This is a genomic window from Amycolatopsis sp. cmx-11-51, assembly GCF_047608665.1.
In the GTDB taxonomy this organism is placed as follows: Bacteria; Actinomycetota; Actinomycetes; order Mycobacteriales; family Pseudonocardiaceae; genus Amycolatopsis.
Window position 1 is genome coordinate 1,229,962 of sequence record NZ_JADNQO010000001.1, and the last position, 13,794, is coordinate 1,243,755.

Below are 13,794 nucleotides of genomic sequence, written 5' to 3' on the forward strand. Positions count from 1 at the left end.
GAGGGGAACATGAGTCAGCCACCAGGACCGGGCTTCCAGGTAGATCCGGCGGTTCTGCAAGCGCATCGCGACAAGCTGGATGGTCTCACCGGTCGGATCAACACCGCGCTCGCCGCCGCGGGACAGACGATGCATCCCGAGGCTTTCGGCCTGGTCGGGATTACGCTCGCTGCTGCCTTCGCGGTCGGGCAGTCAGTCGCGGAAGACGCGGTCAAAGCGGCCGCTGACGCTGCTGACGATCACGCCGACCGGGTCGGGACTTGGCAGCAGCGCAAGGAAATTACCGAGGACGAGTACAAGAACCTCTTCAAGGTGCAGGACTGACGCATGGCTGAGAATCCCGTGATCACCACACCGAGCCCGCATTCGCCCAATCGCCTGGTCGCCACTGATGGAGCCGCGAAGGAGAGCCCGCTCGAAGGGGCGGGTCTGCTCCAGGATTTCGGTGATGCCGTCATCAAGATGGGGTCGGGAGATTGGGGCGAAGGGCTGGCCAACCTCGTGTTGGGAGGAGTTTCCTTCGCCTCGGACATGTCGGATCCGCTCGGAGCCCTCGCCAAGGCCGGGATCGGCTGGGTGATCGAACATGTGAGTTTCCTTCGGGAGCCCCTCGATTGGCTGACGGGCGATCAGGTCACGCTGGAGAATCTGGGCGGTACTTGGAGCAACATCGGCGACGAGTTGTCGAAAGTCGCTGAAGAGCTGCGGCAGGACGTGGCGAAAGACTCGGCGAACTGGACCGGCCCCGCAGCCGACGCGTACCGGGCTTTCGCGAACGATCGTGCCGACACTTACGAAGGTGTGGCGACCGGCGCACAAGGCATCTCGGTCATGATCGCGTTGTGCAAGTCCATCCTCGCTGTGATCCGCAGCGTGGTGCGCGAACTCATTTCCGAGTGTGTCTGGAAGCTGATCTGGATCATTTGCCGCTATCCCGGCCCCGCGATGCCGGCGGGCCTCGCCGCCGAGGGTGTTCCGATGGCGATCAAGTGGGCCACGAAGATCATGGACAAGGTCAAGCAGTTGACGAAGGCGTTCGGCAACGGCTCGAAGCTGGTCAAGCAGCTCGGCGAGATGTTCGGGGAGGCTTCGAGGCTCCTCAAGTCGGTTGATGGCGGTGCTGTGGCCAAGAACTTTGGCAAGGACGTCTCCGGACTGGCGAAGACTCTGGGCGACGACATCGCCGCCCTGGGGGCGTATGCGAAGACGGCCGTCACCGACGTTTCGAAGGAAGTCGGCGACGAAGTGAAGAAGAAGGTCGCTGAGGTTCCTGCCGATATCGGCAAGGAGGCGGCGAAAGAGGCGACGAAGAAGGCAGGCGAGGCAGGCGACAAGATGATCAAGGGTGACGAGGACGACAAGAAGAAGGACGGTGTCATGGCTGACCGTCCCGGTGACGCACAAGTCCAGCCGGTGTTCGATCAGCCCGGTGGCCAACGGATATCGGGGTCGATTCAGGCCTGAACTGTACTGTTCGGTTTCCGGAGGTAACCATCAGATCCGCTGGCAAAACCGCGGCCACTCGCGCTGCGGCGTGGGTGTTGCTCGTCCTGTTCGTACTCGGCGTCGTGACGCTGTTCCGCTTGTCCGGCGTCCCTGCGACGACTACCGGCTCCGACTCGGTGGGCGCGGACGCCACGGCGTTCGTCGCTGAATGTGCGGAACGAGGGCCGGTTTCGCTCAAGGGCGCCGGTTTCTACTGGGAATGCACGGCACAGGTGCAGGTGAGCCCTGAGCGACAGGCGCGCTTGATCGAGTTCGGTCCCGACGAGCTGACTCCTGGCGATCGCGAACGACCGATCTTCGTCAAGTACGCGAACGGCGATTGGCAGCGCAACACCGCGCATCCGTATGTGTTTCTCCGGGTTGTCGGACCGATAGCCATCGGTGGCCTACTATTTCTCGTCTACGCCATCGGGATCAGGTCCATCGCCGGTTGGTTCGTGCCGTCGTTCACGCGAAGTAAGAAGCCCACCCACCCGAAGGCCGTGTCGCGCGAACTGCCTCTGGAGCTGTCTCTCCCTGTTCCGGACGGTGGGGATCCAAAAGGTGTATTCGCTGCGTTCACGTTCCTGACGGTGCTGGGAACCGGGTTGCTCGTGATGGCGGGAACGATGATCGTGGCGGTTTACCGCCTGATGCCGGAGAACTGGGCCGCCTATCTCGTGGCTTCGCCATTCGGCCTGCTGGGTGGGTCGGTACTTGTGGCCATCCCGTCCGCACGCCGCAGAATGAAGGTGGCGCAAGGAGCAGCGGTCATCCCGGCCCGATTGACTGCTCGAGGTTTCCAGCAGACGGCGCGGGACGGCTCACCGAGGCAGCTCCCTTGGTCCAAGATCGAGAAGTTCGTTTTCGAGGAACGTCCTGGCGATCTGGTCGAGGTGCATCTCTCGGTCATCAATGACGACGTCGTCGCGGACTTGGCCGAGCCGTTTCGCGCCCGATCACGTCATGGCTACCTGCTCAGTCCATACGTGCCGCTCCACGAAGCCGAGCACTTGTCCACAGTGGTCGAGAACTTCAAGCCAGGGCTGACCAGCTGGCCGGCTCGTGAGATCGCTCGAGGTGGCCTCGGCTTGATCGGGCCGGCGAAGAGTACGGTCGTCCGGTTGAGGCGAAAGGCCGGGACAACCGTTCATGTGGACACTCGGGTTTCCTCGAGCCGCCCCTCGGTGTTCCGTATCTTGCTGATGCTGACGACCTGTGCTCTGGTGATCTGGTCTTTGTCCATCGGCGCTTCGGGCGGGACGTCCGTGAACCTGTTCATCATCTCCGCGCTGATGGTGGTCTATCTCGCCGTGTCCCTGTACCGGGGCCGGCGCGGGACTTTCATGGTGCGCCGGAATTCACTGGTCTGGCGCGAAATCGGGAAGAACGAGGTCCTGGTCGATCTCGCGAGTATCGACGGAATAGTCGTGAAGCCGGTGACTCCCGGCAACGGCCGGTGGTACTACTCCTTGCACGTAATCCCCCGTGATGGCGACGAGTACCAGCTTGTCGACAAAGTCGGCCGCGCCGCAGGGAAACGCGTCTTACGCGCGGCCGAGCGAGCTGTGGTTCTCGGGGGCTGACCGCATCAACGAGCGGCCTGGTTTGTACCGGCAAGGAGAACAAAGGCCGATCGGACCGGTGAGGCAGGACTGTGCGGTTTTCGGGTCATCTCAAGCCAAAATCCACCCGGTCAGGCGACGGTCGCGAATCGAGGCGGGAGAGTTCCGGCGTCCGTTGGAACGGGGCGCCGCCGGCGCCGATCACTCGGGGGGCTACGTGATCGACGCCGGCGACCCGATGCCCCGCTCTCGGCTTTCACCGGGATCGGGGCAACGTCACCGCGTGGACGCGGCAACGCATCTCAAGAGCGGGCGTGATCGCCGAAGTGACGCCCGGGGGAAGGTTATCCCCCGAAGGAGTGACGGCGTTCCGCTGCTCGTCTGATTGTCGCACTACGCGCCAGGAAAGTTACAAAGTTCTTCACATCTTCGCTGTGGGAAGGGACATGACCGGACAACTCTTGGTCATGGCATGGTTCCTTCCATGTCTTCTCAGGTACTGGTCATCGGGTCAGCCAATGCCGATCTAGTCGTCCCGGTCGACCGGCGACCCGGTGGTGGCGAAACCGTACTCGGTGGCGACACGGTCCTGTCACCGGGTGGCAAAGGCGCCAACACCGCGGTCGCCGCGGCACGGCTCGGAGCCGACGTCGCGCTGCTCGGAGCGGTCGGCGACGATCCGTACGGTGAATTGCTCAAGCGTTCGCTGGGTGAGTCCGGGGTGAACACGACGCTGTTGCGCACAAGCGAGCGTCCTACCGGGATCGCGTACATCACAGTCACGCCCGACGGCGAGAATTCGATTCTCGTCTCGCCCGGGGCCAACTCCGGCTTGCGGCCCGAGGACATCGATCTCGACGGTGCGGAGATCGTGGTGCTGTCGCTGGAGATTCCACTCGAAACCGTCGAGCACGCTGTGGCGAAGGCGGCCGGTGCCGGAGTCCGGACGCTGGTGAACCTGTCGCCGGCGGCCGAACTTTCCGCGAAAACACTCGAGAACGTCGACGTCCTGCTGGTCAACGAGCACGAGGCGGCGTTCCTTCTCGGCGGCGAGGCCGATTTCCCCAAGCTGCTCGACCTCGGTCCGAAGGCCGCGGTCGTGACGCTCGGCGCGAAGGGGGCGATGGTGGTGACCGCGGAAGGTGTGACGGAGGTGTCGTCGCCGAAGGTCGAGGCCGTCGACACCACAGGCGCCGGTGACGCCTTCGCGGGTGCGCTCGCCACGTCGCTCGCGAAAAGCGAGGGGTTGGCCGACGCGGCGCGTCAGGCTGTGAAAGTGGCCGCGATCACCGTGACCCGTCAGGGTGCGCAGCCCTCCTATCCGACAGCATCCGAACTGGAATGATGTCTTCTTCTGTGTTGTGCTGTTGGCTATGAGTCAGGTCACGCCCTCTATGAGATATGGTCTAGACCATGCCGTCTGAGTCACTGACCGGGGTCGCCGTCAGTCCCGGCCGCGCGAGCGGTCCTGTCGTCCGAGTCGCCGAACCCCTCGGCGAACCGTCGAGCACACCGGCACCGGCCGATCCCGCCGCCGAGGCCGCCCGGATCGGTCCGGCCGCCCAGATCGTGGCGGCCCGGCTCGAGAAGCTGGCCGAGACCGCGACCGGTGAGGCCGCGACGATCCTCATCACCACAGCGGCGATGGCGGCCGACCCGGCGCTCGTCTCCTCGGCGGAGCAGCTGGTCAAGACGCAGAACCTGCCCGCGTCGCGTGCGGTTCATCAGGCGGCGGGCAAGTTCGCCGACGCGCTCTCGGCCGCCGGTGGCTACATGGCCGAGCGGGCCCGCGACGTGCTCGACGTGCGCGACAGGCTCGTCGCCGAGTTGCTCGGCATCGCGCCCCCGGGCGTTCCCGACCTGGAGTCGCCGAGCGTGCTCGTCGCGCGCGACCTCGCCCCCGCCGACACCGCCGGGCTCGACCCGGAGAAGGTGCTCGCGCTCGTCACCGAAGAGGGCGGCCCCACCAGCCACACCGCGATCCTCGCCCGCGCGCTCGGCATCCCCGCCGTCGTCGCGGTCCGCGGGGTTCTCGCACTCGACGCGCAAGCGCTTGCGGTGGACGGTGACACCGGCGTGGTCGAGGTCGCGGACCCGAACGCCGAAGTCGTCACGGCCGCCAAGACCGGCGCGATCGAGTGGGACGGCACCGGCGCGACCGCCGACGGCCATCGCGTGAAGGTGCTCGGCAACGTCGGTTCCGCCACCGACGCCCAGGCCGCGGCCGAGGCGGGCGCCGAAGGTGTCGGCCTCTTCCGCACCGAGTTCTGTTACCTCGACGCCTCCGCCGAGCCGAGCGTCGAAGAGCAGCGCGAGGCCTACACCGCCGTGCTCGCCCCGTTCCGCGGCAAGCCGGTGATCGTCCGCACGCTCGACGCGGGCGCTGACAAGCCCCTCGCCTTCCTGGAGCCCGAAGTCGAGCCCAACCCGGCGCTCGGCGTACGCGGCCTTCGCGTCGCCTTCGACCGGCCCGAGATCCTCGACCGCCAGCTCGAAGCCATCGCGGGTGCCGCGCAGGACTCCGGTGCCGAGGTTTCGGTGATGGCGCCGATGGTCGCCACCGCCGCCGAGGCCGCTTGGTTCGCCGAGCGCGCCCGTGCCGCCGGTATCGCCCGCGCGGGCGTGATGATCGAGATCCCGGCCGCCGCGCTGACCGCCCGCGAGATCCTCGACGCGGTCGACTTCGTCTCCGTCGGCACCAACGACCTCGCGCAGTACACCTTCGCCGCGGATCGCCAGGTCGGCGCCGTCGCCAAGCTCAACGACCCGTGGCAGCCAGGTCTGTTGCGCCTGCTCAAGGTCATCGGCCGGGCCGCCAAGGACACCGGCAAGCCCGCCGGCGTCTGCGGTGAGGCCGCCGCCGATCCGAGGCTCGCGCTGGTCCTTGCCGGGCTCGGCCTGACCAGCCTCTCGATGAACGCGCCCGCGGTGCGCGCGGTCGGCGCGAGCCTGGCCGCGACGACGCTGGCCGAATGCGAGGCACTGGCCGAGGCGGTCTTGGCCACGTCGGACCCCGTGCTCGCGAGGCAGGCCGCCGCGAAGCGATAGCAAAGGTCCCCTGCTCCCTCGGTCCGGAAAAGATCGGGGGCATGTCGAAACCCGGTCCACCGCTTCGACGCACTGGTGAAGACACCGAGTGCGACGAAAGGACCGGACCATGACGACCACCGAGACCCCGCGGGCGGGCCGCCGGGAATGGATCGGGCTGGCCGTACTGGCCCTCCCCACCTTCCTGGTCTCGCTCGACGTGTTCGTGCTGATCCTCGCGCTGCCGAAACTGAGCCAGAGCCTCGGCGCCGACAGCACCCAGCAGCTGTGGATCATGGACGTCTACGGCTTCATGATCGCCGGGTTCATGGTCACCATGGGCACCCTCGGCGACCGCGTCGGCCGCCGGAAACTGCTGCTCATCGGTGCCACGGCGTTCGGGCTGGCCTCCGTACTGGCGGCGTTCTCGACCAGCGCGCTGATGCTCATCGCCGCCCGCGTGATCCTCGGGATCGCCGGTGCGACGCTGGCGCCGTCGACGCTCGCCCTGATCAGCAACCTGTTCCTCGACAGCCGTCAGCGTTCCCTCGCGATCGGCATCTGGGCGGGCTGCTTCACCGTCGGCGCGATCGTCGGGCCGATGGTCGGTGGCGTGCTGTTGGAGCACTTCTGGTGGGGTTCGGTGTTCCTGCTCGGTGTCCCCGCGATGGTCCTGCTGCTGGTCGTCGGCCCGAAGTTCCTGCCCGAATACCGCAACGAGAACGCCGCCCGGATCGACCTGCCGAGCGTCGCGCTCTCGCTGGTCACGATCCTGCCCGCGGTCTACGGCATCAAGGAACTCGCCCGCGACGGCGTGCACGTGGTCCCGGCGGCCTCGCTCCTGATCGGGCTCGGGGTCGGTGTGGTGTTCGTGCGGCGCCAGCGCTCCATCGAGGACCCGCTGATCGATCTCAAGCTGTTCCGCAGCCGCGCGTTCACGACCGCTCTCGGCGGGATGTGCGCGTTCACCATGCTGGGCGGCACGACCATGCTCTTCGTCGCGCAGTTCTTCCAGATCGTGCTCGAACTCTCACCGGTCGGTGCCGCGCTGGCGTTGCTGCCGGGCATGCTCGCGTCGACCGTCAGCTTCCTGACCGCGCCGATCCTCGCCCGCCGCTTCCGGCCTGCCACCCTGATCTCCGGCGGGCTGGCCGGTGCGATCGCCGGCTTCCTGTTGCTGACGCAGGTCGAAGCCGGTGCCGGACCGGTGATCCCGTCGATCGCCTTTGCCATCACCTGCCTGTGCGGCGGCCCGCTGGTCACCCTCGGCACGGACCTTGTCGTCGGCTCCGTCCCGCCGGAGAAGGCTGGTTCGGCGGCATCGCTGTCGCAGACCGGCAACGAATTCGGCTACGCGCTGGGCATCGCGACCGTCGGGACGCTGGGCAACGCCGTCACCCAGGCCCGGATCGCCGACGCGGTTCCCGCGCACGACGCCTTCGCCAGCGGGATGCATGCGGTGTCCGGGCTGGCCGCGCTGGTGCTGGCCGCGGTCGCCTGCTTCGTGATCAAGCACCTCCGGCACGTGCGGCCGGTAGGCACCGCCTAACCGAAGAAGCCCCGCCGCGGGTACTTGATGATCAGCGACCCCCCGTGCACGCGCCCGGTGATGACGAACCGGGGCGTGCCGGGGCGGCCGTTCGACCGGGTCCGGTCGTCGAGGTTGCCGAACTTGATGTCGGTGATCGAGTTGGTGTCGACGGCGCCGTTCTCGGGGATGGTGATCTCCACCGTCCCCCATTTGGCCTGCAGTTCGATGTGCACCACCGGGTGCCGGATCTCGGCCTGGGAGAAGTCCAGCTTCGTGGCGCCGTACTTGTTCCGGATCACCATCGACTCGGGGACCAGCCAGTTCCCGTCGCGCTGCAACGCCGAGTATTTGCCGTTGAGTTCCATGACCTGTCCGGAAGACTGCGCGTAGGCGTGCGGGCCCGGCGGTGCCAACGGGTTCTGCTGTTGACGCGGCACCATTCCCGCTTCGGGATGCACCAGCCCCGGCAAATCCGTGAGCACCACGTTCAGCTCGCCGCGGGTCTTCGAGGCGAGGGCGCGGTCGGTCCGCTCGGTGAACTCGTCGAGGTTCAGCATCCCGAGGCCGATCGCCTTCTGCAGTACCTCGACGACGTGTTCGCGCTCCGCGTCGGAGACGCGGATGTCCCGTCCGGTCAACGGCTTGGTTTCGGTCGTCGGCTGCTCTTCCTCGCCCATGCTGGGAATGGTAGAACCGGATCTCACGCGCGAGATCGGGGAAATACCCTGAACAGACCCGCATTTCACCCCTGTGCCGCCCTGATGGCGGCGGTCCTCCTGCTGGCCGGATGCACCGATGTCACGTCACAACCCGCACCTGCGCCCGTGTCGACACCTCCGCCACCGTCGAAACTCGAAGGCGAACCGGTGGACTACAGCGGTTTCCGGCTTGTCATGGCGACTTCGCCGCCGTCGATCCTCGATCCCGCCAACGGCGCCATGACGCCGTTGCCCGGCGCTCCGGCCGGGGACCGGGTCAACGACGTCCTGCGGGTCGGCGAACTCCCGGTCGTGCTGTCGGCCGCCCGCTGCGGTCCGTCGTGCTTGGAGCCGTCGGAAGTGCTCGTCTACGGCGATCCCGAGAACCAGCCGTGGAAGCTGGGCAAGGCCCGCAGCGTGGCCCCGTCGGCCGACGAGACCGGCGTCTGGCTGATCCGCGACGACGGCAACGACCTCTGCCGTCTCCAGTACGTCTCCCTGCTCGGCGCCGAACGCGACCGCGGCCGCCCGGCGAGCTGCACGACGGCGGTGCGCCAAGAGGTGCCGAAAGGCCTGCTGATCACGGTGAACAGCGGGACGGCCACCGCCGAGGACGTGCTGATCGATCCCGCCACCGGCCGCACCGTGCACCAGTTCCCGCGGATACTGGCGATCACCGAGGACCGGATGTTGCTCGCCGAGCTGGTCAAGTTCTCCGTGCTCGACCTGCGCAACGATCAGCGCGTGCCGGTCGAACGGCCGGTGGCCAACGGCACGCCGAGCCAGGTGGTGCCGAGCCGCGACGGGTACAAGGTCGCCGTACTGTTCGGCGATCCCGCCTGGGCCGGGACGAGTACACAGACCGCCGACGTCTGGGTGCTCGCCCTCGACACCCTGACCTGGACCCGCGCGCCCTCGATGCCGATCGCGGCCCCGCTCAAGCAGGTCGCGATCGAATGGTCCGAGGGCGACGCCCTGGTGATCGCCACCGACGTCGTCGCGAGCTGGCACCTCGACCGGCCGCGGTGGACGATCGTGAAGACGCCGTTGCCCGCCGACCGGAACCGGCAGGTGGTGGCGGTCCCCCAGGCCTGAGCTACTCCTCGTCCAGTCCGTGTTCGATCGCGTAGCGGGCCAGCTCGACGCGGTTGTGCAGCTGGAGTTTCCGCAGCGTCGACTGGACGTGGTTCTCCACCGTCCGATGCGAAAGGACGAGCTTCTCGGCGATCTGCCGCGCCGTCAGCCCCTTCGCGACCAGGCGCAGGACGTCGGTCTCGCGTTCGGTCAGCCGCGGTGGGGCGGGGCCGTCGTCCGGGGCGTCGGCCATGCGGCGGTATTCGCCGAGCACGAGCCCCGCGAGCCCGGCGGTGAACACCGGATCCCCCGCGGCCGTCCGCCTGACCGCGTCCACCAGCTCGCTCGCCGAGGCCGATTTGACCAGGTAACCGGATGCGCCGGCCTTGACCGCCTCGAGGACGTCGCTGTGCTCACCGCTCGCGGACAGCACCAGGACCTTGGTCGACGGCAGCTCCGCGGTGATCTCGCGGGTGGCGTCGACGCCCGACGTCTCGCCGAGGTTGAGGTCCATCAGCACGACGTCCGGCCGGACCGTGCGTGCGATCCGGACAGCGGCAGGCGCGTCCGGCGCGGTGGCCCGCACGTCGAAACCGTGTTCGGCCAGGTCGCGGGCGACCCCGTCCCGCCACATCGGATGGTCGTCGACCACCATCACCGACACTCCAGGTGCACCGGTCATCGCTTTCCCCTCGCCGCGACTGGAACCTTGACTTCCCATTCCGTGCCCTGGCCCGGCGCGGTGTCCAGGGCGACGCTCCCGCCCAGATCTCGCACGCGGCCCTTGATGGACTCCGCGATACCTAGATGTCCCTCGGCCGCCGCTCGTTCCAGTTCACCGGGTTCGATTCCGGGACCATCGTCACGGACGCTGACCACGACCTCGGTGCCGAGGTCCTCCAGTAGCACCCAAGCCTGCGCTTCGGCACCCGCGTGTTTCTCGACGTTCAGCAGCGCTTCGCGCGCCACCGCCACCAGTTCCGCGGTCACGTGCTCGGGCAAGCGGACCTCGCCCGCGGGCGTCGAGACCTGCACCGACGGCGTCGCGAGCAACTGCAACGCGGCCCGGAGGTCGGTGGTCCCGTTCGCACTCGGCCGCGTCGGCTCGGTGGTGACCAGTGCCCGCAGCGCGATCTCCTGCTCACCGGCCAGTTTCGCCAGCTCGGCCGCCTCCCCGCCGAATTCGGCGCCGCGTTTGCGTACCCGGGCGAGCACCTGCAGGACGCTGTCGTGGATCGACCTGGCGAGCCGCTCCCGTTCGGCCGTCGCGGCCTCCATGCGCAACGCCCTGGACAGCGCGTCCGCGGACCGGCGTGCCATGGTCGCGGCCAGCCCGATCACGAACCCGCTCGCGGTCAGCAGGAAGCCGTCCCGCGCGACGTCGACGTCGAAACGCCAGCGCACCAGCCCGGTGACCACCGAGACCACCAACCCGGCGAGCACCCCGCCGAGCGCGCCGAACCGCGTCCCGGCCGCCGCGGGCGGGACCGCCGCCCACACCGTCGTGATGAGCGGGGTGTTGGCGTCGAACTGCGCGGTGGACAGGACCCAAGCCGACGTGAACATGAGGACGACGGTCACCGCGAGATCGACGCCGACCAGCCACGGCCAACGGCTCGACGGCCGGGCGTAGAGCACGCTGCTGAGCACCGTCCAAGCCGTCATCACGCTGAACGCGGCCCACGCCAGCCACTGCTTCGCGTAGCCGTCGTAGTGGACGATGAACGAGGCCAGCGCGAAGAGCAGCGTCGTCACGCGAAGCACGATCACCCCGCGCCAGAGCGGAGTGGCCGGATCCCGCGTGTCGAGCGCCGAGACGGCTCGCCAGAGCGGGGTGTTCGTCACGACTCTGCTTCGGCCGTTTTCTCGGCGTCGTTCGGCTGCGCCGCCTGATCCCGCAGGACGTCGACCTCGTCCGGATCGGGATTCTGTTCGTGCAGCAGCGACCGGATACCGGCGTTGAGCACCGCGAGCAGCGGCACCGAAAGCAGCGCGCCGGGGATTCCCGCGGCGACCAGGCCCGCGGTGATCGCGAGCACCACCGCGAGCGGATGCAGCTTGACCGCGCGGCCGAGCAGGATCGGCTGCAGCACGTGGCTTTCCAGCTGCATGACGCCGATGACGACGGCCAGCACGATCAGCGCGCCGACGACGCCCTTCGTCACCAGCGCGATCAGCACGGCCACCGCGCCGGCGATCACCGCGCCGATGATCGGGATGAAGGCGCCGAGGAAGACCAGCGTCGCCAGCGGGATCACCAGCGGCACGCCGATGATCGCCAGCCCGATGCCGATGCCGACCGCGTCGACGACGGCCACCGCCGCCGTCGCCCGGACGTAGCTGACCAGCGAGGCGAACCCGCGCCGCCCGGCGACGTCGACCCGGTCGCGTACCCGGCCGGGTATGCCGTGGACGAGGAACTTCCAGATCTGGTCGCCGCCGGAGAGGAAGAAGATCAGGATGAACAGCGTCAGGATGAAGCCGGTGACGATCTCGCCGACCGTGCCCGCCGTGGTGAGCGCGGTGGTGGTGATCGACGCCTGGTTGTTCTGCAGGAAGCCGATCGCCTGGTTGATGAACTCCTGGATCTGCTCCTGGCGCAGGTGTAGCGGCCCGTCGATGAGCCAGCGCTTGATCTGGTTGAGGCTTTCGGTCAGCTGCTTCTGCAACTCCGGCAGGCCGGAGGAGAACTGCGCGACGACGAAGGTCAGCAGCCCGCCGAGTATCGCGAGCCCGGCAATCAGCACTATTCCGGCCGCCAGCCCGCGCGGGAACTTCAGCAGCATCAGTTTCGACACCGCGGGCGCGAGCAGCGCGGCGAGGAGCAGCGCGATCGACAGCGGGATGACGACCACCGACAGGTAGCCGATCAGGAACACGATGACGTAGAGCGCGGCGATCACCACGATGAAACGCCACGCCAGCGCGGCGCCGATCCGCAGGCCGCGGGGCACCAGGCTGGTGACGTCTTCGGTGGATTCGGAGAGGAAGGGGTTCGCCGGGTCGAATTGCGGCTGCTTGCGCTGGGGCTCGCTCACGCGCTCACCGTATCGGTCCGGGGCGACGTTCTTGAACATTCCGGGCGACGCGCACGGTCGAATTCGCCCGAAGCGACGCTTGACACACCGTTCGATGATCGACTCCGCGGTAACCAGGCCCCGCCAGGGATGATCACTGATCGTGATTTCGGGCTACACCCTGTGTTCTTCACACGATCGAGCCATCAAGGTGTCTTGAAGTCGCGCGGCCCTTCCGCACTTTGCTTATGTCGGTCTCGCACGGTGAACCGAACTGACAGGAGACCGAGTGGCGAACGCGGCGAAGAACGAGGGGCGGGGCGCGGCGCGCTTCGGTCGTCTCGCTTCGCGTGCGCTGTTCGTCCTCGGCGGCGCCGTCGCCGGTTCCGCCGCCGCCTGTGTCGTTTCCGGCGCTTCCGCTTCCGCCGCTTCCGCTTCCGCCGATGTCGTCCCGTCCGCTCCGGTGCTTTCCACTCCCGGCACCAGCGTCACCCCGGTCACCGACGCCACCGCGGCGGGCCTGACCGACGTTTCCCGCGGCGCGTCCGGGTTCACCGGCGACGTGGCCGGTGCGGGCAAGGCCGCGATGTGCGGCGGCCGCCACCAGGAAGCCACCGCGTGGTCGCTCCCGGATGACGTCAAGCCCGTCCCCGCCGCGAAGCGCCACTGCGGCGGGGACATCCGCTCCGAGGAGCACGAAACCTCCGCCCGCGTCAGTGACGCCATCACCGATTTCACGGACAACGCCGTGATCATCCCCGCCAAGCGGACCCTCGGGGCTTTCGAGCACATCGTGCGCAAGCCCGAGGACACCCGCCAGGTGCTGGACGAGACGTTCGCCCCGTCGCCCGAGTCGCAGGACTTCGGCCGCAAGGTCTGGGGCCTCCTCGACCCGCGCGGGCACGGCGACCTCGTCACGGGACTTCCGGTCAGCGGCGTTCCGCTCGACCCGGAGTCCCCGCTGGAGGCAGGCGGTGCCGGCGACCAGGTCACCGACTTCGCCCGGCTGGCGACGAACCAGTTCCCCGCTTCCTTCGAATCCGTCCTCCCGATGCCGGTCCTCGTGCAGCAGCACGGTGCCGTCGATCGGGCCGAGGACGTCCCGGCACGCGACGGTCACCGTGGTGACTTCCCGCGTCCGGTCACCCCGGCGCCGCTTCCCGTCGCGCCGTCCATCCCGACTGTCCCCGGTAGCGGCAACGCCCCCGGTGGTCACCTCGACGGCCTGACCCATGGCGTTCCCGCCTGGCTCGTGTCGGCCGTCGAGCGTTCCCTGACCGGCTATTCGCCGGCAGGCACGCGGTACATGCCGCTCACCCCGGGCTCGCAGCCCGGTGTCACTCCCGACTGAACACCTCCCTCCGCGGGGTAGCCGACGCGCCTCACGCCTCCCGATC

Annotated in this window: 12 protein-coding genes; 8 read left to right on the plus strand and 4 right to left on the minus strand. The window is 68.1% G+C overall.

Annotated features, from left to right (window positions below; genetic code table 11):
* The first annotated feature begins 9 nt into the window (after positions 1 to 9).
* The 6 genes from ACM6LU_RS06160 (at position 10) to ACM6LU_RS06185 (ending at position 7,626) form a co-directional block, all read left to right on the plus strand.
* Entirely contained in the window at positions 10 to 324 is a 315-nt protein-coding gene (locus tag ACM6LU_RS06160) for a hypothetical protein (protein WP_414936557.1), read from the plus strand.
* Positions 325 to 327: 3 nt separating this feature from the next.
* Positions 328 to 1,464: a WXG100 family type VII secretion target gene (locus ACM6LU_RS06165; RefSeq protein WP_414936558.1), complete on the plus strand. Its 1,137-nt coding sequence runs from the start codon at positions 328 to 330 to the stop codon at positions 1,462 to 1,464.
* Between the two features lie 74 nt (positions 1,465 to 1,538).
* A complete protein-coding gene (locus ACM6LU_RS06170) occupies positions 1,539 to 3,071 on the plus strand; it encodes a DUF6346 domain-containing protein (RefSeq protein ID WP_414936559.1) in 1,533 nt (510 codons plus the stop codon).
* A 463-nt stretch (positions 3,072 to 3,534) separates the two neighbouring features.
* Positions 3,535 to 4,395, plus strand: a complete 861-nt coding sequence (locus tag ACM6LU_RS06175; RefSeq protein ID WP_414936560.1) for a ribokinase — start codon at positions 3,535 to 3,537, stop codon at positions 4,393 to 4,395.
* Positions 4,396 to 4,463: 68 nt separating this feature from the next.
* Positions 4,464 to 6,098, plus strand: a complete 1,635-nt coding sequence (gene ptsP, locus ACM6LU_RS06180) for a phosphoenolpyruvate--protein phosphotransferase (protein ID WP_414936561.1) — start codon at positions 4,464 to 4,466, stop codon at positions 6,096 to 6,098.
* Between the two features lie 109 nt (positions 6,099 to 6,207).
* A complete protein-coding gene (locus tag ACM6LU_RS06185; RefSeq protein ID WP_414936562.1) occupies positions 6,208 to 7,626 on the plus strand; it encodes an MFS transporter in 1,419 nt (472 codons plus the stop codon).
* On the opposite strand, the gene ACM6LU_RS06190 is transcribed toward ACM6LU_RS06185, so the two are convergent.
* Positions 7,623 to 8,285 (minus strand): DUF1707 SHOCT-like domain-containing protein, encoded by a 663-nt coding sequence (locus ACM6LU_RS06190; protein ID WP_414936563.1) that lies wholly within the window; start codon positions 8,283 to 8,285, stop codon positions 7,623 to 7,625. The two genes, ACM6LU_RS06185 and ACM6LU_RS06190, sit on opposite strands and share 4 nt — an antisense overlap.
* A gap of 147 nt (positions 8,286 to 8,432) precedes the next feature.
* Between ACM6LU_RS06190 and ACM6LU_RS06195 the strand changes: the two genes are divergently transcribed.
* Positions 8,433 to 9,401 (plus strand): hypothetical protein, encoded by a 969-nt coding sequence (locus ACM6LU_RS06195; protein ID WP_414936564.1) that lies wholly within the window; start codon positions 8,433 to 8,435, stop codon positions 9,399 to 9,401.
* Between the two features lies 1 nt (position 9,402).
* Here ACM6LU_RS06195 and ACM6LU_RS06200 read toward each other — a convergent pair whose 3' ends face one another.
* Genes ACM6LU_RS06200 through ACM6LU_RS06210 form a run of 3 tightly spaced genes read right to left on the minus strand, consistent with a single transcriptional unit; the run spans position 9,403 to position 12,418 of the window.
* The gene (locus tag ACM6LU_RS06200; protein ID WP_414936565.1) at positions 9,403 to 10,062 is read right to left on the minus strand and encodes a response regulator; all 660 of its coding nucleotides are present in this window, start codon (positions 10,060 to 10,062) and stop codon (positions 9,403 to 9,405) included.
* Positions 10,059 to 11,225: a MacS family sensor histidine kinase gene (gene macS, locus ACM6LU_RS06205; RefSeq protein WP_414936566.1), complete on the minus strand. Its 1,167-nt coding sequence runs from the start codon at positions 11,223 to 11,225 to the stop codon at positions 10,059 to 10,061. The genes ACM6LU_RS06200 and macS overlap by 4 nt, the downstream gene beginning before the upstream one ends.
* On the minus strand, positions 11,222 to 12,418 hold the full coding sequence (locus tag ACM6LU_RS06210; protein ID WP_414936567.1) for an AI-2E family transporter: 1,197 nt from the start codon (positions 12,416 to 12,418) through the stop codon (positions 11,222 to 11,224). Before ACM6LU_RS06210 ends, macS begins: the two co-directional genes overlap by 4 nt.
* 268 nt (positions 12,419 to 12,686) lie before the next feature.
* Here ACM6LU_RS06210 and ACM6LU_RS06215 point away from each other — a divergent pair, with 268 nt between their 5' ends.
* Positions 12,687 to 13,748: a hypothetical protein gene (locus tag ACM6LU_RS06215; RefSeq protein WP_414936568.1), complete on the plus strand. Its 1,062-nt coding sequence runs from the start codon at positions 12,687 to 12,689 to the stop codon at positions 13,746 to 13,748.
* Positions 13,749 to 13,794: the final 46 nt, after the last annotated feature.

What these genes read in the sequence shown, in the direction of transcription:
- ACM6LU_RS06160 (WP_414936557.1), top strand. Translation starts at nt 10, where the DNA reads ATGAGTCAGCCACCAGGACCGGGCTTCCAGGTAGATCCGGCGGTTCTG.
- ACM6LU_RS06175 (WP_414936560.1), top strand. Translation starts at nt 3,535, where the DNA reads ATGTCTTCTCAGGTACTGGTCATCGGGTCAGCCAATGCCGATCTAGTC.
- ACM6LU_RS06185 (WP_414936562.1), top strand. Translation starts at nt 6,208, where the DNA reads ATGACGACCACCGAGACCCCGCGGGCGGGCCGCCGGGAATGGATCGGG.
- ACM6LU_RS06190 (WP_414936563.1), bottom strand. Translation starts at nt 8,285, where the DNA reads ATGGGCGAGGAAGAGCAGCCGACGACCGAAACCAAGCCGTTGACCGGA.
- ACM6LU_RS06165 (WP_414936558.1), top strand. Translation starts at nt 328, where the DNA reads ATGGCTGAGAATCCCGTGATCACCACACCGAGCCCGCATTCGCCCAAT.
- ACM6LU_RS06200 (WP_414936565.1), bottom strand. Translation starts at nt 10,062, where the DNA reads ATGACCGGTGCACCTGGAGTGTCGGTGATGGTGGTCGACGACCATCCG.
- ptsP (WP_414936561.1), top strand. Translation starts at nt 4,464, where the DNA reads ATGCCGTCTGAGTCACTGACCGGGGTCGCCGTCAGTCCCGGCCGCGCG.